The organism is Kitasatospora sp. DSM 101779, assembly GCF_025655475.1.
Classification (GTDB): domain Bacteria; phylum Actinomycetota; class Actinomycetes; order Streptomycetales; family Streptomycetaceae; genus Kitasatospora.
Map to the genome: position 1 here is coordinate 6,930,066 of NZ_JAHTIK010000001.1, position 22,316 is coordinate 6,952,381.

Consider the following 22,316-nt stretch of genomic DNA (forward strand, 5'->3'; position numbering starts at 1 on the left):
GCGTGGCACCGGCAGTACGGGAGGCGCCGCCGGAGGCCGAGGGTCCGGCCGTGGGCGTGCCGGCGGACGCGGACGGGCCGGGGGAGCCGCTCGGCCCGGCCGTCGCCACGGTCGGCAGCCCCGGCGCGGTCGGCAGGTCCCAGGACGGCAGCGGCACGCCCGGGGCCGCCGTGGTCGCCGTCGGACCCGGCCGGGTGGGCGGGGCGTCGACCGTGCCGCAGATCGCGATGCCGGTGATCTGCTGGCTCGCGGGCACGGTGGCGCCGCGGAGCTCCTGGTCGTCCGCGCCGCGCGCCCGGGAGCCGAAGTAGCCGTTGCCGGTGAGCTCCTCGCGGCTGCTGTGCTCGATCCACACCGAGTCGCGGAACTCGGTGCCGGCCGACTGCTCGTTGCGGCCCGTGAGGTGCCAGTCCCTGACCACGTGCCCGGAGCTGCCGGGCGGCGGTCCGTCCGCGGAGGCGTACAGCAGGCCGTCCCCGAAGTACGGCTGCGGCCGGGTGCCGCCGCCGCTGGCGGCGGCCACGGTGAAGGCGAAGCCGCCGCCCACCGCGAAGGTCTTCTTCGGGCAGTGCACGGTGAGTTCGGCCGTGCCGCCGGCCGCGACGGCCGCCTGTGCGGTCACCACGGAGACGTCCTCGAGCTTGGCGCAGATCGCCCGGACGCCGACCGCGTAGTTGGCCTGCGGCGGCTGCGGGTCCTCGATCCTGGTGCGACGTTCGGCGCCTTCGCTGTTCGTCAACGGGTAGGTACGGGACGTGAGTTCGGTACCGGGATTGACCGAGGCCGACCAGGCGAACGGGGCGGTGGCGGAACGGTCGAGGGGCGAGAGCCCGTCCAGCGGGAGCGGGGCCGCGCCGTGCCCGGCGACGGCCCTGCCGGCCCGGAACTCCATACCGGTCATGGTGAATCCGGGTATGCAGGTGTCGGTGCCGAGCGCGGAGCCGGCCAGCCCGGCCCACGGGCCGTCGGTCGTCAGGTCGTGGAGGGTGCTGCCGGTCCACTTGTCGGAGCGGTCCCGGAAGGCCAGTGCCCGCCGCGTGTAGGCACCGCGCGGGGCGAACTCCACCGGCGCGTTCACGCACAGCGCGTACACGGTGAGGGTCACCGGCGTGCTGCCGGGGTTGTACGCGGACGCCAGCCAGGCGCTGCTGCCGACGAACTCGCTGGTGGTGGCGTACCCGGCGCCGTCGACCGCGTACCCGCCGCCGAGGGCCGTCTCGTTCGCGGCGCAACCCGCCACCGCGGTCTGCTGCCCGCCCGCCGCCAGCGCCACCTGCGCATTGCGCTGCACCACGCGCAGCTGCGGCTCCGACCTCGCCCACCACACACCGGCGCCGACCGCCCCGGTGACCACCAGGGCCCCGGCCGCCACCGCGGCGGCCGTCCTGCCGCCCAGTGCACCGGCCGCTCCCGCCCGGACCGCAGAACCCATCGCCGCCGCCCCTCCGCCCCGTTCGGGGCGTCCCGCGCCATCAGGACGTGCCGTGCCGCTCCGGCCCACGGGGTGTGCGGGCGGGACGGCCGGCACACTGTAGCGCCGCCGCGGGGCCGCGCCCAGAGCCCGGGCAGCGGTTTCCCGCGGGCCCCGGAAGGCGGTCGGTCAGCGGTGGGCGAGGGCGAGCTGGAGTCCGCCGTCGGCCGAGGACGGCAGGTCGAGCGCGGCCGCCACGTCCGGCGGGAGGTCGCGCAACCCGAGCAGGCCGGCGGTGAGTTCGGCGGTCGCGCGGTGCCAGTCGCCGGCGCGGCGCAGCAGGGTGTGACCGCTGCCCGCCACCCGGTAGCCAGCCGCCCGGGCGCCGGCGCCGCGGGCCCGGCCGGCGAAGCGCAGGGTGGCGTCCGGGGCCGTGATCCGGTCCAGGTCGCCGTGCAGCATCAGCAGGCGGCGGCCGGCCAGGTGCTCGCACGGCTCGTCCTCGGGGCACCAGGGGGCGAGCGCGACCACGCCGGTCACACAAGGGTGCCCGGCGGCCCGCAGGGCGGCGCGGCCGCCCATCGAGTGGCCGATCAGTACGGTCGGTACCGGGCCGAGCTCCTCGGCGAGGTCCTGCAGGGCGGCGAGGGTGTCCTGCGCGGCGTCGGCGCGTTCGCCGTTCCAGCCGCGGCAGCGGTAGCGGACGACGCCGACGGCCACCCCGGCGCCGGCGGTGGCCTTCTCCACGGCACGGGCGAACGGGCGCATCCGCAGACCGGGCAGGTTGACCGGGCCGGGTCGGTGCAGTCCCGCCTCCTGGCCGCCGTGCAGCACCAGCACCGCGGCGGCCGGTGCCTCGGGCCGCTCGCGCCACACCAGTGCACGGTGGCCGGGTGCCCCCGGGACCGCCTGTCCGTCCATCGTCGTCACTCCTGTCAGCCGAGGCTGTCACTGTACGCGGCGTCCCGGGGCCGCCGTAAGGACGGATCGGCCGCCGCAGGGGCCGGCCGGGCGCCGACCGCGGACCGTTCGGCGTCCGTCCGCTCGGGGCGGCCCCGCGGCTCGTAATGTGGGGGGCGGCCGACCGGTCCGCGGTCCGGAGGCAGCCGTTCGACGAGAGACCGTCACACCCGAAGGAGAGGCCATGCCTGACGCCCCCTCGACCCCGCCCGCCACGGGCACCCCCGTCCGGGCCGAGATCGGCGTGATCGGCGGTTCGGGCCTGTACGCGCTGCTCGACGACGTCACCGAGGTCGCCGTGCAGACCCCGTACGGGCCGCCCAGCGACTCCGTCTTCCTCGGGGAGGTGGCGGGCCGCAGCGTCGCCTTCCTGCCGCGGCACGGCCGCGGGCACACCCTGCCGCCGCACCGGATCAACTACCGGGCCAACCTCTGGGCGCTGCACTCGCTCGGGGTGCGGCAGGTGCTCGGCCCCTGCGCGGTCGGCGGACTGCGCACCGAGTACGGTCCGGGCACGCTGCTGGTGCCGGACCAGTTCGTCGACCGCACCCTCGGCCGGGCCCAGACCTTCTACGACGGCCTGCCGCTGCCGGACGGCTCGCTGCCCGAGGTGGTGCACGTCTCGATGGCCGACCCGTACTGCCCGGACGGCCGCGGGGCCGCGCTGGCCGCCGCCCGCGCCAACGCCTGGGAGCCGGTCGACGGCGGCACCCTGGTGGTTGTCGAGGGTCCGCGGTTCTCCACCCGTGCCGAGTCCCGCTGGTTCACCGCGAACGGCTGGTCGGTCGTCGGCATGACGGGCCACCCGGAGGCCGTCCTGGCTCGCGAACTCGGGGTCTGCTACACCTCGTTGGCGCTGGTCACCGACCTGGACGCGGGCGTGGAGACCGGCGAGGGCGTCACCCACGCCGAGGTGCTGGAGGTCTTCGCTCGCAACGTGGACCGGCTGCGCACCGTCCTCTTCAAGGCGGTCGCCGACCTGCCCACCGCCCGGGACTGCGTCTGCTCGCACGCCCTCGACGGCCTGGAGACCGGCCTGGCCGGTGTCCCCGGGCCGTCCGCCGCCGGGTGACCGCGCCGGCCGCCGGAGCCGGCGCACCGGCGCCGCCGGGCGCGCCGCGCGAGTCCCGCAGGGAGAACCGTTTCGCTGCTCCGGACGCCACCCAGTCTGGCGGTTCCGGGGGTCAGGCCCGCCCGACGCGGCCGGGCCCTCGGACGAGGCGGTGCTCCCTCCGCCCTGCCGGGACTCAGGATGCCCGGCGCGGCGCCGCCTTCTTGGCGGCGGTCTTCGACGGCGTCTTCCTTGCCGCGGCGGTCTTCTCGGCCGGGGCCTTGCGCGCCGCGGCGGCCTTCTTGGCGGGCGCCTTCTTCGCCGGCGCCTTCCGGGCTGCCGGCTCGTCCGCGGCGTCCGCCCCGGCCGTTCCGGAGTCCGCCGCGGACCGCGCGTGCCCGCTCTTCGCCGCCTGGACACTGCTGCGCAGCACGGCCATCAGGTCGATCACGTTGTCCCCGCCCGCGGCCGCCGCCTCCTCCTCGCCGTGCGGCACCTCCACCCCGGCGAGCTTCGCCTCGATCAGGCCCTGCAGCGCCGCCTGGTACTCGTCGTGCAGCGCCGAGAGGTCGAAGTCCTCCGACAGGGTGTCCATCAGCGAGCGGGCCATCTTCAGCTCCTGCGGTCGCACCGAGACGGTCTCGTCCGGGGCGATGCCCTCCGCCGAACGGACCTCGTCCGGCCAGAGGCAGGTCTGCAGCACCAGCGCGTTCCCGTGCACGCGGAGCACCGCCAGCGACTCCCTGGTCCGCATGGCCACCTTGGTCACCGCGATCTGCCCGCTCTCCACCAGCGCGTCGCGCAGCAGCACGTACGGCTTGGCGGGTGCCTTGTCGGCGGTGGCCACGTAGTAGGCCTTGGAGTACATCAGCGGGTCGATCGCGTCGGTCGGTACGAAGGCCAGCACGTCGATGATCTTCTTGCTCGGCAGCGGCAGCTCCGCCAGGTCCTCCTCGTCCAGCACCACCCGGCGGCCGTCCGGGCTCTCGTATCCCTTGGCCACCTCGCTGTACGGCACCTCGACGCCCTCGGCCTCGCAGAACCGCTTCTGGCGGATCCTGGCGCCGTCCTTCGCGTGCACCTGGTGCAGGGTCGGGCCGCTGTGTTCCTCGGTCGCGGCGTACAGCTGTACGGGTACGCTGACCAGCCCGAACGTGATGACACCTTTCCAGGTGACCTGTGGCATGACCTGTCCCTTTCATGGGGATTTACCACGGTATGCCGGAGCGACAGGTCACGGAAGTCGAAGGCCGCCGCCTGGTCCTCTCCCACCTCGACAAGGTGCTGTGGCCGGCGACCGGCTGGACGAAGGGCCAGGCCCTCTACTACTACGCCCAGGTCGCACCGCACCTGCTGCCGCACGTGCGGCGGCGGCCGGCGACCCTGCTGCGGTTCCCCTCCGGAGTCGGCGAGGAGGGTTTCTTCGCCAAGAACCCGCCGCCCGGCCTGCCCGACTGGGTCCGCACCATGGTCGTCGACAGCCACGAGGGCCCCAAGGAGCGCGTCACCGTCGACGACCTGCCCACCCTGATGGCCCTCGCCAACGGGTACGCCCTCGAACTCCACGTCCCGCAGTGGAGCGCCGACACCGGGCCGGCCGCCCACGACCGGCTGGTCATCGACCTCGACCCCGGCCCCGGCGCCGACATCACGCTCTGCTGCCGGGTCGCGCAGCTCGTCCGCGAACACCTCGCCGAGGACGGCCTCACCGCCCACGCCAAGACCTCCGGCAGCAAGGGCCTCCACCTGTACGCGGCACTGCGCCCCAGCGACGCCTCCGCCGTCGTCGGCTACGCCCGCTCGCTCGCCGAACGCCTCGCCGCCGAGCACCCCCGGCACGTGGTCAGCCGGATGGCGAAGGCGCTGCGCCGCGGCAAGGTCTTCGTCGACTGGTCACAGAACACCACCGCCAAGACCACCGCCGCGCCCTACACGCTGCGCGCCACCGCCGTGCCCGGCGTCTCCACCCCGCTCACCTGGGGCGAGGTCGAGGAGTGCGCCACCCCCGACGAGCTCGCGTTCACCCCCGACGACGTCCTCGCCCGCATCGCCGAGCACGGCGACCTGCTCGCCCCTCTCCTCGGCCAGGCCGCAGAACTGCCGGGCGTCGACTGACAGTGAGGATGTGACGTGGTGATGTTGCCGGTGGGTCTGACCCTCCGACTGACTGACGTCTCGACTGTCCTGTTTGGGATTTGTCGGCCCGCCGGGCATCACCACGCACGCGGCCGGACGGGTGCTTGTGACTTCATAGGAGCTTGGTCCAGAAGCCCCGTCACTGTCTTGTCCACCCGCCCGACCGGCGCGTGCCGCCCTCGGAACGGACTCGCAAGGACGGACATGACCAGCATGACGCACGACCACCGGGAGATCACCGGCGGAGTCGACACCCACGGCCTCACCCATCACGCGGCGGTGATCGACTCCATCGGCCGGCACCTGGCCGACCGGGAGTTCCCGGCCACGATCCGCGGCTATCGCGACCTGCTGGACTGGATGCGCTCCCACGGCACGCCGAGCGCGGTCGGGGTCGAGGGCACCGGCGCCTACGGCGCCGAACTCGCCCGGGTCCTGACCGCCGCCGGCGTCACCGTCGTCGATGTCGACCGCCCCGACCGCAAGGCCCGGCGGACGAAGGGCAAGTCCGACCCGATCGACGCCTACGCGGCCGCCACCGCCGTGCTGTCCGGCCGGGCCACCGGCGTCCCCAAGAGCCGGGACGGCGTGGTCGAGGCCGTTCGCGTCCTGCGGGTCGCCCGCCGCAGCGCGGTCAAGGCCCGCACCCAGGCCATGAACCAGATCCGCGGCCTGCTCGTCTCCGCGCCAGCTCTGCTGCGCGAGCAGGTCGCCGGCCTGCACCGCGCGGAACTCATACGCACGCTGGCCCGGCTGCGGCCCGGCGACGACCTCTCGGGCCCGCTGGCGGCGACCCGGGCGTCACTGCGGCGGCTGGCCCGCCGCCACCGGGCGATGGACGAGGAGATCGCCGAGCTCGACACCGAGATCGGCCCACTGGTCAGAAAGGCCGCACCCGCACTGCTGGCGCTGTTCGGCGTCGGCCCCGAGACCGCGGGCCAGCTCCTTGCCTCCGCCGGGGACAACCCCGAACGGATGCGCTCGGAGGCCGCGTTCGCCCACCTGGCCGGGGTCGCCCCGATCCCCGCGTCCTCCGGCCGAACTCACCGCCACCGCCTCAACCGCGGTGGCGACCGGGCCGCGAACAACGCCCTGCAGACCATCGTCTTGACCCGGATGCGCTTCGATGCGCGCACCCGCGCCTACGTCGCACGCCGCACCAAGGAAGGCATGTCCAAGAAGGACATCATGCGCTGCCTCAAGCGATTCGTCGCCCGCGAGGTCTACCGCAGCCTGACCAGCACACCAACAACCCACGTCACCCAACCCGCCCTCGCCCCCGCGGCTTGACAGCCATAGGAGCATCCCCCGGACTCCCGGCCCCGGGCGTGGCTTCCGCGGCCATGGGCACACCTCCGGGGCGCGGGGGACTGTGTGATCCGGAAACGGGTCACCGGACGAATCGCGGCTCGGCCCGTGCTGACGTGACACCCACCCCCGGATTGCGCACTTCCCCTCTCCCCCGGCCCTCGGCCGGGAGGTGCCCCACACGCCACTCAAGTGCCGCGCAAGGGCAGCTGCCGGGGCGGTGTCACCCGGCCGGGGCCCACAGCAGACGTGCCAGGGCGATCTCCTCGCGGCGGACGGCCCACGTCCGGCTCCGCGTCCAGGGGCCCCACTAGTCCCGCGTCAAGGGCAGGATGGCGTCGGCGCAGGGCTGTTCGGGATGCAGGCCGAGGCGGCGCAGCGGGGCGGCGCGGACCCGGACGGTGATGTCGCCGCCCCAGCGTCCGCCGGGCGCGGGACCGGGCCCGCAGGCGAGGTCGCAGCGGACGTCCCGTTCGCCGAAGGGCCACCAGTCGATGCCGCGGTCGCGCAGTCAAACGGCGAGGGTGAACCCCGGGCGCGGCAGGCCGGACAGGTTCTCGACGGTGAAGAGGGTCACCCATTCCGCGGGACCCGTGGTGATCGTCGTGGCCATCGGACCAGCGTGCCACCACGGCTGACGCCCCGTCGTCCGGGTTTCCGGGTCCGTGCCGGGTGGTCGGACCCGGCGGGTAGGGTCCGGGGTATGACACAGGGGTTCGATCTCGTGGAAGGTGTCGCGGCCGGTCTCGAGGACCGTGCGGCGGCCTGGTGGTTCGTGCAGGACTTCGCGGAGCACTGGGTCGCTCCGCTCGCGGAGGGCGACGGCTGGGCCGAGGCCGACCTCGCCGCCGCGGAGGAACGGCTCGGGCACCGGCTGCCGGCGGCGCTCCGCGAGGCGTACGGGCGGTTCGGCCGGCGCGAGGACCTCACCGCCAACCACGACCCGCTGCTCGGCCCCGCGGAGCTCCACCTCGACGCCGGGGGCGGCGTCCTGGTCCTCCGTCACGGGAAGCAGGGCGCCGCCTGGGGCATCCCGGTCGACGAACTGCACCGGCCCGACCCGTCCGTGGTGCTGGAGACCGGCGGCACCTGGCGGCCCTGGCTGGACCGGCTCTCGGTGGCCCTGGTCGAACTGGTCCTCTCGGAGTCCCTGCGCGCGCCCGAGGACCGCACCGACCACCTCGAACCGCTCGACGTCCGGACCCTCCTCGGGATCGAGGAGGGCTACGTCCAACTGCCCTTCCCCGACTACCCGGTGTTCTCCGCCCCGTCCGGCAGCCGCTGGTTCGCCGGGGACGACGTCCTGCTCCGCGAGGACGACGGCGGCGCCCTGTACGTCCGGGCCCGCACCCCCGAGGCCCTCGCCGACCTCCGCAAGAACCTCCCGGGCACCTGGCTGAACGCCGACGGCGCATGAACCGCGCGGCCCCCCGACGGCCGGGCCGCCCGCGCCGCCGGCGCCGTGGTCGGCTCGGCCGTCGGGGACGCCCTGGGCACCCTTCGAGTTCGGGCCGGCCGGGGCCTTCTCGGCCCGCTTCCCGGCGCCCGGCGCGGGCGGCGAGATGTGCGGCGGGGGCGGCTGGGAGGCCGGTGAGGCCACCGACGACACCCAGATGGCCATCCTGGTCGCCGAATCGCCGCTGGAGCGCGGCGGGTTGGACCTGCCGGACCTCTTCGACCGCTTCCGGCACTGGGCGGCCTCCGAACCCAAGGACATCGGCATCCAGACCGAGGACGTCCTCACCGGCGGCCTGCCCTGGGACTTGGCGGCAGCGATCCACTTCCAGACCAACCTCCGTGCCGCGGGCAACGGTTCACTCATGCGGGCCGCGACCTCGGCCGTCCGCTTCGCCCGCGCGGGGCGCACGGCCACCATGGACGCCGCCCGCCGGATCGCCGCCCTCACCCACGGCGACCGCGCCGCCTGGGAGGGCACCGCGATCCTGCACGAACTCGTACGGATCGCCCTAGCCGGCGGCGACCCGCTCGCAGCCCTCCCGGCCACCCTCATCGCCGTCGACCCGGAGAACCGCGACCGCCACGCCGCCGTTTGCGCCCCCGACCGGCACCCCGACCGCGCCACCGAGCCCAACGGCGCCGTCTGGCCCTGCCTGGGCTCCGCCGTCTGGGCGCTGCGCACCACCACCGGCTTCGAGCAGGCCCTGCGGGCCGCCGTCGACCTCGGCGGCGACACCGACACCGTCGCCGCCGTCACCGGTACCCTCGCCGGCGCCGTCTACGGCCTGGACGCCGTCCCCACCCGCTGGACCCACCCCCTGCACGTCCCCCTCCCCAGCTCCGCCGGCCGCGTCCTGCGCCTGTCCGACCTCCTCGACCTCGCCCACCGCCTGGACTCCTGAACCCCTTGGCGGCCCCGCACGCGTACCGCCCACTGCCGGGCCTTCAGGCCGTGACGGAGCTCCTTACGGAAGTCGGACGGAACGCCCGGGCAGGTCGGCGGGCCCGGGCCACCTGCCTATCCTCGGAGGCGTGAACGTGCCCGACGGCGACAGCCGCCCCCCGAACGCCGGCCGCATCCTGGTGGTCGACGACGACCCGACCGTCGCCGAGGTCGTCACCGGCTACCTCCGGCGGGCCGGGTACACCGTGGACCGGGCCGCCGACGGCCACCAGGCGCTGGCCGCCGCCGCCAGCGGCCCCGACCTGGTGGTGCTCGACCTGATGCTGCCCGGGATCGACGGCCTGGAGGTCTGCCGCCGGCTGCGCGAGACCGAGCACGGCGCCCGGCTGCCGGTGGTGATGCTCACCGCCAAGGGCGACGAGTCCGACCGGATCCTCGGCCTCGAACTCGGTGCGGACGACTACGTCACCAAGCCCTTCAGTCCGCGCGAACTGGTGCTGCGGGTCCGCTCCGTGCTGCGCCGCGCCGGGGCCGCGGCCGCCGCGACCCCTGCGGCGGCCCCCGCGCTGCTGGCGAGCGGCGACCTGGAACTCGACCCGCAGGCCCGCCGCGCCCGCCGGGCCGGTGCCGAACTGTCGCTCACGCTGCGCGAGTTCGACCTGCTGGCGTTCTTCCTCCGGCACCCGGGCCAGGTCTTCGGACGGGAGGAGCTGATGCAACGGGTGTGGGGCTGGGAGTTCGGCGACCTGTCCACGGTGACCGTCCACGTCCGCCGACTGCGCGAGAAGATCGAGGACGACCCGGCCGCGCCGCGCCTGATCAGCACCGTCTGGGGCGTCGGCTACCGCTTCGACCCGGTGGGGAGCTGACCGCCATGAGGGACCTGCTGTTGATCGCCGCCTTCGCGGCCCTGGGCGCCGGCGCGGCCGGCCTGCTCGGCTGGCCCGCGGTGCGGCTGCTGCGCCGCCGCTCGGTCGCGCTGTCGCTGCTGTGCGTCGCCGTGGTGACGGTCGTGGCGATGACCGCGGGCACGGTGGCCGTGGCGCAGGCGATGTTCCTGTCGGAGCACGACCTCGGCGTGGTGGTCACGGTGACCCTGATGGCCGCAGTGGTCTCGCTGGCGACCGCGGCGCTGCTGGGCCGCCAGGTGGTGGCGGGCAGCCGGGCGCTGGCCGCGGCCGCACGGACGGTGGGCAGTGAGGACGGTTTCGCCCCGCCGGCACAGCCGCTCGGCAGCGAACTCGCGCAACTCAGCGCGGAGTTGGCGGCGACGAGTGCCCGTCTCGCGGAGTCCAGGCGGCGTGAGCAGGCACTGGAGCAGTCGCGCCGGGAGTTGATCGCCTGGATCTCGCACGATCTGCGCACCCCGCTGGCGGGCCTGCGGGCGATGGCGGAGGCGCTGGAGGACGGGGTCGCCGAGGAGCCGCAGCGCTATCTGACCCGGATGCGCACCGAGGTGGACCGGCTGACCGGCATGGTGGACGACCTGTTCGAACTCTCCCGGATCCAGGCCGGCGCGCTGACGCTCTCGCCGTCGCGCCTGTCGGTCTACGACCTGGTCGGCGACGCGATCGCCGGCGCCGCCCCGCTGGCCCGCGAGCGCGGCGTGCGGCTGGAGGGCGGCCCGGTGGCCGCCGAACCGGTCGAGGTGGACGGTCGGGAGATCAGCCGCGTGCTCGGGAACCTGCTGGTCAACGCGATCCGCTGCACCCCCGCGGACGGGGTCGTGGCGGTCGCGGCACGGCGTGCGGAGGACGAGGTGCTGGTATCGGTGACGGACGGCTGCGGGGGCATCCCCGAGGCGGACCTGCCACGGGTCTTCGAGACCGGCTTCCGCGGCGGCGCCGCCCGGACGCCACGGAGCGCGAGCGGCGGTGCCGGCCCGCACCACGGGGACTCCGGGGCGGGCCTCGGCCTGGCGATCGTCCGGGGCATCGTGGAGGCGCACGAGGGACGGGCGACCGTCCGCAACGTCGCCGGCGGCTGCTGCTTCGAGATCGCGCTGCCGGCCGCCGAGGCCGCCCGGGTCTGAGCGGCGGACCCGCCCGCGGGGCCGGGAGCCCCGGTCCCGCGGACGGGCCGGGGTCACTGCGCGAACGGCCGGGCCGGCTCGGTCACCGGCGGCGCCGGGGTGTCGGCGGGCGGAGGGGTGGTGTCACCGGTGGGCGGGGGAGCGGTGCCGTCGGTGGGCGGCTCGGTCGTGGCGGGCGGTGCGGCCCCGACCGTGAGCACGATCCTCTTCGCGTCCGCGTAGGCGGGGTTGGGCACCGAGCCCAGGTCGGTCAGCGTGGTGGTGACGATCGCCGGGACGTCGGCCAGCCAGTTGTAGGTCTTCGACTGCACGATGACCGTCTGGGTGTGCGGCAGCCCGTTGCAGAGGATGCCGGCCGGCGCCGCCCGGGTGGTGCCGAACGAGACGGCCTCCGAGTCCTCCGGGTCGGTCTGCTCGACGGACACGTTCAACGACCGCTCGCCGGACGGGCTGTCGCAGAGGTAGGTGACATCGGCCCGGACCCGGCTCGGGATCTTGGGGTCGATCACGGCCCGGTCGATGCCGACCAGGGTGACCGCCGATGCCGGCGCGGCCAGCACGAGCGGGCTGCCAGCGGCGAGTAAGGCCGCCAGGGTGGCCGTCAACCTCCTAGGGGTGGGTGCTGCCTCGACCATGACCCGGACGGGCTCCGGCGGCGCGGCGGGGCCGTCCGGGGCGCGGCCACCCGGCCCGCCCCACCTGTCGAGAGGGACGACGCACGTGGCCGACCTCCGCCGACGGTTACACCTGCTCAGCCTGCTGACTCTGCTCGCCGCAGTGCCCGCACTCGTGCTGGTGGTGCTGGGCAGCCCCCGGGCCGCGGCCCACGGCGCGCCGATGGCGCCCGGCAGCCGGACCTTCCTCTGCTACCGGGACGCCATCACCCCCACCGGGGAGATCAAGCCCCGCAACGCGGCCTGCGCCTCCGCGGCCGCCACCGGCGGCACCACGCCGTTCTACAACTGGTTCTCCGTGCTGCGCTCGGACGGCGCCGGCCGCACCCGCGGCTTCGTGCCCGACGGACAGCTGTGCAGCGGCGGCAACCCCGACGTCACCGGCTTCGACCAGGCCCGCACCGACCGGCCGCTGACCCGCCTGACCAGCGGTGCCCCGTTCACCTTCGGCGACAACGCCTGGGCGGCCCACCCCGGCAGCTTCCGCCAGTACGTCACCAAGGACGGCTACGACCCGACCGAGCCGCTCACCTGGGACGCCCTGAAGAGCACGCCCTTCCGGTCGGTCGCCGACCCGCCGCTCTCGGGCACGGTCGGCACGATCGACGACAAGTACACCTGGAGCGGCCCGCTGCCCGCGAACACGTCCGGACGGCACGTCATCTACACCGTCTGGCAGCGCTCGGACAGCACCGAGACCTTCCTACTCCTGCTCCGACGTGGTCTTCGACGGCGGCACCGGCCAGGTCACCGGCGTCGGCGACGGCAGCGGCCCGACCGAACCGCCGCCGGCCGGCGCCGCCTGCTCCACGGCCTACCGCACGGTCGGCAGCTGGTCCGGCGGCTAGCAGGGCGAGGTGACGGTCAAGAACACCGGCACCACCCCGATCCTCGGCCGGGTGGTCCACTTCACCCTGCCCGGCGGCCAGTCGCCGGCGAGCGTCTGGAACGGTGTCAGCACCGGGACGGGCACCGCCGCCACCGTCGACAACGCGGACTGGAACGGATCCCTCGCCGTCGGTGCCTCCACCACCTTCGGCTTCGTCGCCGACGGCGGCGCGCCCGACCCCGCGGCCGGGTACTCCCGCACGGTCATGTGACCGCCGTCCGGCCCGGCCGTCCCCCGGCCTGCCGGCGCGCCGCCCGCCGGCAGGCCCACCACGGCCCGGCCCCGCCCGCCGGCAGGCCCACCACGGCCCGGCCCCGCCCGCCGCCGTGGCCGTCCCGCACCCGACGGTGTGGCGGACCGTCAGCCGCCCGCGGGCCGCTGCGGAGACCCGGCCGACCCGCACCGCGAGGTGAGCACGCCCCGGCCGGTACCGCCTAGGCTGGCTCCATGAGGGCGCTGCGCAGTCTCGACCGCCGACTCTTCGCCCGCGTCGCCGTCAGCCGGCTGCGCGGGGCCCACCCCGTGCTGCCACGGCTCAGCAAGGCGGCCAACCACGGGGTGCTCTGGTTCGGCGTCGCCGCCGCGCTCGCCGCCACCGGCAACCGCACCGCCCGGCGGGCCGCACTGCGCGGCGCCGGCTCGCTCGCCCTGGCCTCGCTGCTGGCGAACGTCCCGGCCAAGTACGCCACCCGGCGGCCCCGGCCGCTGCTCGACGACGTCCCGCTCGCCCGCCGGCTGGCCGTGCAGCCGCTGACCACCTCCTTCCCCTCCGGGCACTCCGCCTCCGCCGCGGCCTTCACCGTCGGCCTGGCGATCGAGTCGCCCGCGCTCGCCGCCTGCGCGGCCCCGCTGGCCCTCGGTGTGATGGCCTCCCGGGTGTACGTCGGGGTGCACTACCCGGGCGACGTGCTCGCGGGAGCGGCACTCGGCGCCGGTGCCGCGCTGCTCACCACCCGGTGGTGGCCGCGCGCCGCCGAGGAGCCCGCGCGGGCCGCTCCGGCCCGGATCGCCGCCCCCGCCCTGCCGCGCGGCGCCGGCCTGGTCGTCGTGGTCAACGCCGACTCCGGGCCGGACGGCCCCGACGCCACCCTCGTCGAACTGCGCCGTCTGCTCCCCGAGGCGGAGATCGTCGAACGCGGACCGGAGGACGACCTGCCCGCCCTGGTCGAGCGGGCCGCCGCCCGGGCCGCGGAGGCCGGCGGAGCGCTCGGCATCTGCGGCGGCGACGGGTCCGTCAACCTGGCCGCCACCGTCGCCCGCCGCGCCGGCCTGCCGCTCGCCGTCTTCCCCGGCGGCACCCTCAACCACTTCGCCCTCGACCTCGGCGTCGACGAACTCGCCCGTGCGGCAGAGGCGGTGGAGAGCGGCAGCGCGGTCGCCGTCGACCTCGGCCGGGTCAGCGCACCGGACGGCACCGACCTGCCCTTCCTCAACACCTTCAGCATCGGCGTCTACCCCGACCTCGTCCGCGTCCGTGAACGGCACGAGAAGCGGTTCGGCAAGTGGCCCGCCCTCGCCGTCGCCCTGGTCGAGGTGCTCTCCTCCGCCGAACCCGTCCGGGTCTCCGTCGCCGGGGTGCCGCGCAACCTGTGGCTGCTGTTCGCCGGCAACAGCGTGTACGACCCGCCCGGTTTCGCCCCGACCCGGCGCAGCCGGCTCGACGACGGACTGCTCGACGTCCGCGCGGTCGACGGCAGCCACCCGTTCGCCCGGACACGGCTGGTCGCCGCCTTCCTGCTCGGCACCCTCGGCCGCTCCCCGGTCTACCGCGAGGCCCGGCTGTCCGCCCTCGATCTCACCGACCTGCGCGGCGTCGCCCACGCCGCGGTGGACGGCGAGGTCGTCGACGCGCCCGACCACCTGGTCCTCGCCAAGACGCCCGCCGGGCTGACGGTCTACCGCCCGGCCGAGTCCTGACCCGGCCCGGCCCCGGCCGGCCCGACCACGGCCGCGACCCCGCGGTGGCGGAGCCGTTCGGCGAGGAACTCCATCTCCACCAGGGTGCCGGTGAGACCGGTCGCGGCCAGTTCGTCCGCGAGGCGGCGCGCCTCGGCGAGCGAGCGGGTGCCGTCCTCGCGCAGCGCGCGCAGCAGACCGACCAGGCTCACCGCGGGCCCCGCCGGGCGGACCGCGAACGTGCCGTGCTCCGCCAGCAGCGCCCGCCGGACGGACGCGGGCGCCGGGCCCCACTCGTCGCCGCAGGAGACGAGCGAGCAACCGGCGCAGTCCGTGTCGATGCCCCAGCCGAGCCGCCCCGACCGGACGAACTGGCCGATGTCCTCGAGGAGGGCGCCGCCGCACCTCCCGCACTCCGTCGTTCTCCGCACGGCCTGAACGGTCACCGAGCCCCCCTTTCTCCGGGACGCATCCTGCCACCGCCTGCACCAGGGACGGCAGGTCGGGGACACCCGGCCGTCCCGGTCGGCCGCCGGGAGGTCCGCCCGGCACCTGGCGCCCCGGCCGACGGGCATGATGGGGGAGTGCCCGAAGGCGACACCGTCTACCGCACGGCCGTGCAGCTGCGGGAGGCCCTGGCCGGCCACCGGCTGACTGCGGCCGACCTGCGCGTGCCCGCCCACGCGACCGCCGACCTGACGGACCGCCTGGTGCTGGACGTCGTGCCGCGCGGCAAGCACCTCCTCACCCGTTTCGACGGCGGCCTCACCCTCCACACGCACCTGCGGATGGACGGCCGGTGGGCGGTCTTCCGTGCCGGGGAGAAGTGGCACGGCGGCCCGGCACACCAGATCCGCGCCGTGCTCGGCACCGCCGAGCGGACGGCCGTCGGCTACCGTCTGCCCGTCGTCGAACTGCTCCGCACCGCCGACGAGGACCGGGCCGTCGGCCACCTCGGCCCCGACCTGCTCGGCCCGGACTGGGACGCCGCCGAGGCGCTGCGCCGACTCGCCGCCGACCCGGCCCGGCCGGTCGGCGAGGCCCTGCTCGACCAGCGCAACCTGGCCGGCATCGGCAACGTGTACGCCAACGAGCTGTGCTTCATGGCCGGCGTCACCCCGTGGACGCCGGTCGGCGAGGTCGCCGTGCTCGACCGGGTGCTCGCCAAGGCGCAGCACCTGCTGGAGGCCAACAAGCTGCGGGCCGAGCGGATCACCACCCGCGACCCGCACCCGGACCGCCGGACCTGGGTCTACGGCCGGGCGCGTCGCCCCTGTGCCCGCTGCGGCACCCCGCTGCGGACGGCCCCGCACGCCGAGGACCGCCCCGCCGTCTGGTGCCCACGCTGCCAGCGCGGCCCGACCCCCGGCTGAACCGCCGGCGCCCCCGACGGCGCGGCTGCCTCACGCGGTGCGCCCGGTGGCGTCGAGGCGGGCGAGGTGCAGCGCGGCCGGGTGGAGGCAGGCGGTGAGGCGGGAGGCCTGTGCGGCGGGCAGTCCGCCGAGGCGGTCGGCGAGGTCCTCGACGGTGTCCCGGGCGATCTCGGCGGCGACCTCCGCCGGCCCGGCCGCCGGGCCGAGCTTGGAGACGGCGGAGGCCGCCCGGGCCGGGGTGCGCAGGGCGGCCGCCTGTTCGACCAGCCAGCCGGGCACGCCGGCCGCCCCACCGGCCGGGACGGCGTACGGGCGGGCGCCGCCGTACCGGGCGTCCTCGGCGAAGCCCGCCTGCTTGACCTTGAGCACCGGCCGCCCGGCCTCCACCGGCACGTCCTCGGCGGGCTTCAGCACGTACCCCTCGGCGAGGTTCGCCGCGAGCGGCGGCAGGTCGAATCCGGCGGGGACGAGGCTGGGAAAGGCCGCGGGCAACTGCTGCAGCCGCACCAGCGGGCCCTCGGCGAGCAGCGGCGCGCACGGCAGCGCGGCCGCCGCGGCGGCCCGCCGCAGCACCGCGTCGCCCGCCCACCACCGCTCGCCGCGGACCTCGACCACCGCGTCGAAGACCGACCAGTGCAGGCCCGGCGCGTACCAGACCCCGGTCTGCACGGCCTGGGCACCGTCCTCCGGCGGGACGGCCGGGTGCGGGTAGCGGCCGCCGAAGAGCTCGCCGTACAGCACCACCCGCCCGGGCGTGCGGTACTCCTCCCGCAGCGCCCCGGCGGCCCGTGCGGCGGCCACCGCCAGGCCCGGCCAGATCCGGGCGAGCCCGAAGAACCCGTCCAGCGCGTCGCCTTCCAGCAGCTCGCGCCGCTTGGCCGGCCGTACCGTGCCGCCCTCGCAGAGCAGGGCGAGGTGGGCGCCGTGCACCTTCTCGGTGGCCGTCCAGCGGCGGACGGCGGACCGGCTGAGCGCCGCCCGCTCGGGGATCTTCGGATAGGGGGCGAAGACGCTCTCGGACATCCGCCGAGCATCCCGGCCGGTCCCGCCGGGCGGCAACGGGATTACCAGCCGGCCGGCCGGTCCACGCCGTCCGTGGTCGGGCCCGTCCGTCGTCGGGCCCGTCCGTGGTCAGGGCTCGACGAGTGCCGGGTGCCGCGGGTCGTCGACCTTCACGGCCAGGTCGGCGGCCTCCCGCGGACGGGTCTCCTCCTCGTAGCGGGCGAAGGCGGGCAGCGTCCAGCGCTCCGCCTCGGCGGTGTGCCGGGCGAGCGCGCCCGGGCCCATCGCCAGGTGCACCGTGAGCTCGAACGGCAGCCAGCGGCCGAGCAGCAGCGGCCCGTCCAGCAGCAGCACCCCGCCCGGCGGCAGCTCGGTGTAGGGCGCCCGGGTGGCCCGGTCGGCGCCGGCGTCCCACAACGAGGGCAGCACCCGTCCGCTGCCGCCCGGGTCGAGCGGTGCCAGCACCTCGCGCAGCAGTGCGCCGTCGTCGAGCCACAGGTCGTGGAAGGCGTCGGAGTCCCGCCGGCCGTACTCCAGGCGGATCGAGGCCGGCCGCAGGAAGTCCGCGGCGGACACCCGGAGCACCGGGCGGCCGCGCAGCCGCAACGGCCCGACCAGGGCGTCCGCGAGCTCACCCGGCCGCGCGGCGTCGGCGCCGTCCACCGCGACCCGCACCCACGGCGCGGCCCGGGCGGCGTCCTCGACCCGGTCGGCGACCAGGGCGGTCAGCCGTTCCGTGGAGATCGGTGTCACCCGCACCCTGCTGCTCCTTCCCGTCGGCCCGGCCGACTATATTTCGCCGCGACTGACGGGCCGTCGGGGCCCGGCGCCGTACCCGAGGGGAGACCGCCGTGTCCGAACCGACCCTGGCCGATGTCGATGCTCTCGCCGCCCGCGCCCACGCCGGGCAGGTCGACAAGATCGGCGTCGCGTACGTCGAGCACGTCCGGGCGGTGGCGGCCGGTCTCGCCCCGTTCGGCACCGGTCTCCAGATGGCCGGGCTGCTGCACGACGTGCTGGAGGACACTCCGCTGACGGCCGAGGACCTGCTGCGCGCCGGGGTGCCGTCCGCCGTGGTGGCGACCGTCCGGCGGGTCACCAAGGTCCCGGGCACGCCCTACGAGGAGATGCTGGCGCAGATCGCCGGGGACCACTCCGCGGCCCTGCTGAAGATCGCGGACAACGCGCACAACTCGCTGCCCGAGCGGGTGGCCCGGCTCGACGGGGCGGACCGGCGGCGGCTCGCCGAGCGCTACCGGGCGGCCCGCCGGGTGCTGTGGCCGGCGGTCGGCGAGGCCGACGTCCGTGCCGTCGTCGGCCTGGTCAACCCCGCTCTGCTGGCCGAGCTCGGCTGACACCGGTGCTCGTGGCGGCGCCGGACCGGTGTGGCCCCCGGGCCCGGGCAGGAGCACGCTGGAAGCAGGAACGCGGCCGGCCCCGCCCGCCGCGGCGGCGCGCTGCCGCCGGGTGTCACGGGCCCGCCGACCGCCCGAGCACAGGGAGCGGCCATGTCCGACATGCACCAGCGGATGAACGACAAGACGGAGCGGGACGAGGAGGACGTGCGCTCGCGCGACCCCGAGGAGGGCATCACCTCGTACCAGACCGCGCACGCGCAGGACGAGTCGACGGCCGAGGGCGACCGCCTCGACGAGCCCTCCGAGGAGCTCGGCCGGTGAGCGCGCTCGCCGGCGAGGGGCCGCACACCAGCGAGTGGCAGGTGCGGTTGGTGATCACCGAGGACGGCGACGTCACCAGGGCGCACGCCGTCCTCGAGTCCGGCGGCACGGCGATGGAGGGCACCGGCGCGATGCAGGCCGACGCCGAGGCGCGCCGCAGCACCCACGATCCCGCCGTCCCCGCCATCGGCGACGAGCTCGCCGTCGGCCGCGCCCTGCTCGACCTCGGACACCGCCTGGTGCACGCCGGTTCCGTCGCCGCCGAGGCCGCCGAGTCGGCCCGCCGCCGCGACACGGAGTAACCGTGCACGACCGACCCGCCCACCGCCGGAAGAAGGTAGCCGAAGGCGACAAGTAGTGTGCGAAACAGCTGAATCGTGACCTTCCAGCACCCGCGGACCGGAACCCGCCGGACCGCGGGTGCGTCACTGTCGGTGGCCGTACGCCCGGTACGGTGACCGACGTCATGGTGGCAGGAACGGTGGACGAGAACAGAGGCAAGGGCGGCCCCGAGGGCCAGGCCCCCCAGGACGCTGCGATACCGCAGGACGCGCGCTGGGAGCTCCCCGGCTACACGCACGAGCGCGAGCTCGGTGCGGGAGCAGCCGGGCGCGTCGTGCTGGCCAGCCACGACGCGACCGGCACCCCCGTCGCGGTCAAGTACCTCAACGGCGACCACGCCGACCACGAGAACTTCCGCACCGAGGCCGAGCTGCTCGCGGGCCTCGACTCCCCGCACGTCACCCGTCTGTACGAGTACGTGGAGGGCCCGCAGGGCGCCGCCATCGTCATGGAGCTCGTCGACGGCATCTCCCTGCGCGACCTGTTGCAGGCCGAGGGCGCCACCGGCCCCGAGGCCGCACTGGCCGTGCTCAAGGGCTCGCTGCTCGGCCTCGCCGACGCCCACCGGGCGGGCGTGGTGCACCGCGACTACAAGCCCGGCAACGTCATCGTCACCACCGAGGGCGTCTCCAAGCTGGTCGACTTCGGCATCGCGGTGCCCAGCGGCGCCAAGGGCGACATCGCCGGCACCCCCGCCTACATGGCGCCCGAGCAGTGGGCCGGCGAGCCCGCCTCGCCGCGGGGCGACGTCTACGCCGCGACCGCCACCTTCTTCGAGTGCCTGACCGGCGCCAAGCCGTACGCGGGCACCACGCTGATGGAGCTGGCCGTCCAGCACACCGAGGCGGACATCCCCGACGAGCAGGCGCCCGAGGCGCTGCGCCCGCTGATCCGCTCCGGCCTCGCCAAGACCCCGCAGGACCGGCCGGAGGGCGCCGCCGACCTGGTCGCCGACCTGGAGGCGGTCGCCGCCGGCACGTACGGGCCCGAGTGGGAGGAGCGCGGCCGCCGCCAGCTGGCCGGCCTGGTCGCCCTGCTGCCGCTGCTGCTGCCCCACCCGCACGGGCATGCCGCCGGCAACACCTCCGTCGCCACCACCACCCTCCCGCAGGGCGCGGGCGGCGGCGTCACGGCCGTCCGCCGGTTCGGTCCGCGAGCCAAGCTGCTGAGCGCGGCCACCGGACTCGTCCTGCTCGGCGGCACCCTGGCCGGGGTCGCGGCCGCCGGAGCCTCCGACTCGACCACCACCACCGAGGTCGCCGCACCGAAGGCCACCACGACCTTCGGTGCCGACGGGCCCGTGGCGGTACCGTCGCCGAGCGCCTCGCCGTCCGGATCGCCCTCGGTGTCCGCCTCGGCCTCGGCCTCCCCGTCGGCCTCGGCGTCCCCGAGCACCTCCCCGACCACCTCGCCGTTCGCCTCGCCGAGCCCCACCCCGACCAAGAAGCCCACCACGGCCCCGCCGACCACGCCGCCGACCAGCGCCCCGCCGACCACGCCCACGACCAGTGCCCCGCCGCCGCCGACCCTGCGGGTCCTCCGGCTGAGCGTGAGCACCACCTGTGGCAACCGGTCCTACGAAGTGGTCGCCAGGATCACGGCCGCGACGGACGGTGTGGCGAGCGGCACCGTGACCGTTGCCTGGTACTCGGGCGTGAGCCGGCTGCCGGCCTCCACCGTGCAGGTCACCATCCCGAAGGGGACGAAGACCTTCACCACCACCCTGTCTGCTCCGAGCACCACGGGCTCCTGGAGCGCGCGGGTGAGCTCGAATCCGGCGGCCGAATCGGGTCAGGGCAGCTCGTCCGGTCCCGTCAACACGAGCACCTGCGTCATCCTGACCTGAGGAACGAGACATGAGCACCCCGCAGCAGCCGGACGAGGACGCCACCGTCCGCTTCGGCTCGAAGCCGCCCCGGGCGGACCAGACCGTGCGCCTCAACGCGCCCGCCGCCGACCCGGAGGCGACCGTCCGCCTCGGCTCGTCGCCGGTGCCCGCGCCGGACCCGGAGGGCACCGTCCGCCTGGGCCCGGCGAAGCAGCCGGACCCGGACGGCACCGTGCGCCTCAACGCGCCGCGGTCGACCCCGGACGCGACGGTCCGGCTGAACGCGCCCGCGCCCGCGCCGGACCCGGAGGGCACCGTGCGGCTCGGCCCGGCGAAGCAGGCCGACCCCGAGGGCACCGTCCGGCTGAACGCCGCGAAGCCGGACCCGGAGGCGACCGTCCGCCTCGGCTCGTCCCCCGTGCCCGCGGCGGACCCGGACGGCACCGTCCGGCTGAACCCCGCGCAGCCCAACCCCGAGGCGACCGTCCGGCTCGGCGGTGCCGGGGCGCGGCCCGCCCCGCAGGCGTACGTTCCGCCGCCCTCGCAGCAGCAGCCGCCGGCCGAGAGCTTCGAGAGCGCCACCTTCCTCGACCCGCAGGTCTGGCCGACCCCGCCGGTCGGCACCGCCGTCCCCGCGCCGACGCCGGCCATGGGCACCCCCCTCACGCCCGCCATGGGCACCCCGGTCACCCCGGCCATGGGCACCCCGGTGCCCCCGGCTGCGGTCCCGGCACCCGCCGCGCAGGACGGACTGCAGCGCTTCGGGCCGGGCGTGCCCCCGCAGGCGGCCGCCGTCTGGCACGGGGCGACCGCGGTCCCGCCGGCCCCGGAGCAGCCGAAGCGCCGGCGCCGCCGCTGGCTGCTGCTGCCGCTGCTCCTGCTGATCGCGGTGCTCGCCTGGCTGGCCTGGGACCGCTACGGCCGGCCGGTCGCGGTGACCGGGGTCGCCGTCCGTACGGACAACGCGAAGGGCCCGGCCTGCGACGGCACGGCGGTGATCACCGGAGCGATCTCCACCGAGGGCGGCGCGGGCAATGTCCGCTACCGCTGGAAGCGCAGCGACGGCACCGACTCCGGTGTCCTCACCCAGCCGGTGTCCAGCGGCCGTCGCACCACGGACGTGGTGCTCCGCTGGACCTTCCAGGGCCACGGCAGCATGCAGGCGACGGCCACCCTGGAGATCGTCGGCCCGGGCAGCGGCACCTCCTCGGTGACCTTCCCCTACACCTGCCCCTGATGACCTGCACTTGACGGAACACCCTCCCCTGTCGGAGGCACCCCGGCACCCGGCCCGCAACGGCCGGGTGCCGGCACGTTACTGACACCGTGTCAACACGCCGGTGGGACGCCCCTGTCGGGCGGGCGCACGGAGG

General features: G+C 75.9%; 19 protein-coding genes and 3 pseudogenes. 15 read left to right on the forward strand and 7 right to left on the reverse strand.

Translation table 11 applies throughout. The features are described 5' to 3' along the window. Together KSNIM_RS31430 and KSNIM_RS31435 are read right to left on the reverse strand one after the other, a co-directional pair. Positions 1 to 1,432: pseudogene (locus KSNIM_RS31430) on the reverse strand (hypothetical protein); the annotation flags it as partial. Positions 1,433 to 1,600: 168 nt separating this feature from the next. Then, complete coding sequence (locus tag KSNIM_RS31435) at positions 1,601 to 2,332, reverse strand: alpha/beta hydrolase (protein ID WP_263106514.1); 732 nt, start codon at positions 2,330 to 2,332, stop codon at positions 1,601 to 1,603. 223 nt (positions 2,333 to 2,555) lie between these two features. Between KSNIM_RS31435 and KSNIM_RS31440 the strand changes: the two genes are divergently transcribed. Further along, on the forward strand, positions 2,556 to 3,443 hold the full coding sequence (locus tag KSNIM_RS31440) for an S-methyl-5'-thioadenosine phosphorylase (RefSeq protein ID WP_263106515.1): 888 nt from the start codon (positions 2,556 to 2,558) through the stop codon (positions 3,441 to 3,443). Positions 3,444 to 3,618: 175 nt separating this feature from the next. On the opposite strand, the gene KSNIM_RS31445 is transcribed toward KSNIM_RS31440, so the two are convergent. Continuing rightward, entirely contained in the window at positions 3,619 to 4,608 is a 990-nt protein-coding gene (locus KSNIM_RS31445; protein ID WP_263106516.1) for a Ku protein, read from the reverse strand. Between the two features lie 32 nt (positions 4,609 to 4,640). Between KSNIM_RS31445 and ligD the strand changes: the two genes are divergently transcribed. The 6 genes and pseudogenes from ligD to KSNIM_RS31475 all read left to right on the forward strand — a co-directional run bounded on the left by ligD (position 4,641) and on the right by KSNIM_RS31475 (position 11,260). Beyond that, complete coding sequence (gene ligD / locus KSNIM_RS31450; protein ID WP_263106517.1) at positions 4,641 to 5,537, forward strand: non-homologous end-joining DNA ligase; 897 nt, start codon at positions 4,641 to 4,643, stop codon at positions 5,535 to 5,537. Between the two features lie 225 nt (positions 5,538 to 5,762). Next, positions 5,763 to 6,848: an IS110 family transposase gene (locus tag KSNIM_RS31455; RefSeq protein WP_263106518.1), complete on the forward strand. Its 1,086-nt coding sequence runs from the start codon at positions 5,763 to 5,765 to the stop codon at positions 6,846 to 6,848. Positions 6,849 to 7,569: 721 nt separating this feature from the next. Beyond that, complete coding sequence (locus KSNIM_RS31460; protein ID WP_263106520.1) at positions 7,570 to 8,283, forward strand: SMI1/KNR4 family protein; 714 nt, start codon at positions 7,570 to 7,572, stop codon at positions 8,281 to 8,283. 45 nt (positions 8,284 to 8,328) lie between these two features. Next, positions 8,329 to 9,226: pseudogene (locus tag KSNIM_RS31465) on the forward strand (ADP-ribosylglycohydrolase family protein). A 175-nt stretch (positions 9,227 to 9,401) separates the two neighbouring features. Further along, a complete protein-coding gene (locus tag KSNIM_RS31470) occupies positions 9,402 to 10,097 on the forward strand; it encodes a response regulator transcription factor (RefSeq protein ID WP_317634117.1) in 696 nt (231 codons plus the stop codon). A 5-nt stretch (positions 10,098 to 10,102) separates the two neighbouring features. Next, on the forward strand, positions 10,103 to 11,260 hold the full coding sequence (locus KSNIM_RS31475; RefSeq protein ID WP_263106521.1) for a sensor histidine kinase: 1,158 nt from the start codon (positions 10,103 to 10,105) through the stop codon (positions 11,258 to 11,260). A 53-nt stretch (positions 11,261 to 11,313) separates the two neighbouring features. Here the strand turns inward: KSNIM_RS31475 and KSNIM_RS31480 are convergent, their stop codons facing one another. Beyond that, positions 11,314 to 11,865 (reverse strand): hypothetical protein, encoded by a 552-nt coding sequence (locus KSNIM_RS31480; RefSeq protein WP_263106522.1) that lies wholly within the window; start codon positions 11,863 to 11,865, stop codon positions 11,314 to 11,316. 28 nt (positions 11,866 to 11,893) lie between these two features. Between KSNIM_RS31480 and KSNIM_RS31485 the strand changes: the two are divergent. Further along, a pseudogene (locus KSNIM_RS31485) lies at positions 11,894 to 13,034 on the forward strand (lytic polysaccharide monooxygenase). A gap of 236 nt (positions 13,035 to 13,270) precedes the next feature. Next, the gene (locus KSNIM_RS31490; protein ID WP_263106524.1) at positions 13,271 to 14,740 is read left to right on the forward strand and encodes a bifunctional phosphatase PAP2/diacylglycerol kinase family protein; all 1,470 of its coding nucleotides are present in this window, start codon (positions 13,271 to 13,273) and stop codon (positions 14,738 to 14,740) included. Here KSNIM_RS31490 and KSNIM_RS31495 read toward each other — a convergent pair. Beyond that, positions 14,719 to 15,150, reverse strand: a complete 432-nt coding sequence (locus tag KSNIM_RS31495) for a hypothetical protein (RefSeq protein WP_263106525.1) — start codon at positions 15,148 to 15,150, stop codon at positions 14,719 to 14,721. The two genes, KSNIM_RS31490 and KSNIM_RS31495, sit on opposite strands and share 22 nt — an antisense overlap. Before the next feature lie 153 nt (positions 15,151 to 15,303). On the opposite strand from KSNIM_RS31495, the gene KSNIM_RS31500 reads away from it, so the two are divergent. Continuing rightward, entirely contained in the window at positions 15,304 to 16,092 is a 789-nt protein-coding gene (locus tag KSNIM_RS31500) for a DNA-formamidopyrimidine glycosylase family protein (RefSeq protein ID WP_263106526.1), read from the forward strand. Between the two features lie 30 nt (positions 16,093 to 16,122). On the opposite strand, the gene KSNIM_RS31505 is transcribed toward KSNIM_RS31500, so the two are convergent. Both KSNIM_RS31505 and KSNIM_RS31510 read right to left on the reverse strand, forming a co-directional pair. Further along, positions 16,123 to 17,115 carry an RNA ligase family protein gene (locus KSNIM_RS31505; RefSeq protein WP_263106527.1) on the reverse strand — a complete coding sequence of 331 codons (993 nt, stop codon included), beginning with the start codon at positions 17,113 to 17,115 and terminating at the stop codon, positions 16,123 to 16,125. A 108-nt stretch (positions 17,116 to 17,223) separates the two neighbouring features. After that, entirely contained in the window at positions 17,224 to 17,853 is a 630-nt protein-coding gene (locus tag KSNIM_RS31510) for a uridine kinase (protein WP_263106528.1), read from the reverse strand. Between the two features lie 92 nt (positions 17,854 to 17,945). Here KSNIM_RS31510 and KSNIM_RS31515 point away from each other — a divergent pair, with 92 nt between their 5' ends. The 5 genes from KSNIM_RS31515 (at position 17,946) to KSNIM_RS31535 (ending at position 22,180) form a co-directional block, all read left to right on the forward strand. Continuing rightward, positions 17,946 to 18,449 (forward strand): phosphohydrolase, encoded by a 504-nt coding sequence (locus KSNIM_RS31515; RefSeq protein WP_263106530.1) that lies wholly within the window; start codon positions 17,946 to 17,948, stop codon positions 18,447 to 18,449. Between the two features lie 153 nt (positions 18,450 to 18,602). Next, the gene (locus tag KSNIM_RS31520; RefSeq protein ID WP_263106531.1) at positions 18,603 to 18,773 is read left to right on the forward strand and encodes a hypothetical protein; all 171 of its coding nucleotides are present in this window, start codon (positions 18,603 to 18,605) and stop codon (positions 18,771 to 18,773) included. Then, positions 18,770 to 19,075 carry a DUF1876 domain-containing protein gene (locus tag KSNIM_RS31525; protein ID WP_263106532.1) on the forward strand — a complete coding sequence of 102 codons (306 nt, stop codon included), beginning with the start codon at positions 18,770 to 18,772 and terminating at the stop codon, positions 19,073 to 19,075. The genes KSNIM_RS31520 and KSNIM_RS31525 overlap by 4 nt, the downstream gene beginning before the upstream one ends. Before the next feature lie 179 nt (positions 19,076 to 19,254). Beyond that, the gene (locus KSNIM_RS31530) at positions 19,255 to 20,961 is read left to right on the forward strand and encodes a serine/threonine-protein kinase (RefSeq protein ID WP_263106533.1); all 1,707 of its coding nucleotides are present in this window, start codon (positions 19,255 to 19,257) and stop codon (positions 20,959 to 20,961) included. A gap of 10 nt (positions 20,962 to 20,971) precedes the next feature. Next, positions 20,972 to 22,180 carry a hypothetical protein gene (locus KSNIM_RS31535; RefSeq protein WP_263106534.1) on the forward strand — a complete coding sequence of 403 codons (1,209 nt, stop codon included), beginning with the start codon at positions 20,972 to 20,974 and terminating at the stop codon, positions 22,178 to 22,180. Positions 22,181 to 22,316: the final 136 nt, after the last annotated feature.

Excerpts from the sequence above, each read along its gene's own strand:
- KSNIM_RS31535 (WP_263106534.1), top strand. The coding sequence starts at position 20,972 with ATGAGCACCCCGCAGCAGCCGGACGAGGACGCCACCGTCCGCTTCGGC.
- KSNIM_RS31440 (WP_263106515.1), top strand. The coding sequence starts at position 2,556 with ATGCCTGACGCCCCCTCGACCCCGCCCGCCACGGGCACCCCCGTCCGG.
- KSNIM_RS31505 (WP_263106527.1), bottom strand. The coding sequence starts at position 17,115 with ATGTCCGAGAGCGTCTTCGCCCCCTATCCGAAGATCCCCGAGCGGGCG.
- ligD (WP_263106517.1), top strand. The coding sequence starts at position 4,641 with ATGCCGGAGCGACAGGTCACGGAAGTCGAAGGCCGCCGCCTGGTCCTC.
- KSNIM_RS31520 (WP_263106531.1), top strand. The coding sequence starts at position 18,603 with ATGTCCGACATGCACCAGCGGATGAACGACAAGACGGAGCGGGACGAG.
- KSNIM_RS31435 (WP_263106514.1), bottom strand. The coding sequence starts at position 2,332 with ATGGACGGACAGGCGGTCCCGGGGGCACCCGGCCACCGTGCACTGGTG.
- KSNIM_RS31475 (WP_263106521.1), top strand. The coding sequence starts at position 10,103 with ATGAGGGACCTGCTGTTGATCGCCGCCTTCGCGGCCCTGGGCGCCGGC.
- KSNIM_RS31490 (WP_263106524.1), top strand. The coding sequence starts at position 13,271 with ATGAGGGCGCTGCGCAGTCTCGACCGCCGACTCTTCGCCCGCGTCGCC.
- KSNIM_RS31445 (WP_263106516.1), bottom strand. The coding sequence starts at position 4,608 with ATGCCACAGGTCACCTGGAAAGGTGTCATCACGTTCGGGCTGGTCAGC.
- KSNIM_RS31455 (WP_263106518.1), top strand. The coding sequence starts at position 5,763 with ATGACCAGCATGACGCACGACCACCGGGAGATCACCGGCGGAGTCGAC.
- KSNIM_RS31460 (WP_263106520.1), top strand. The coding sequence starts at position 7,570 with ATGACACAGGGGTTCGATCTCGTGGAAGGTGTCGCGGCCGGTCTCGAG.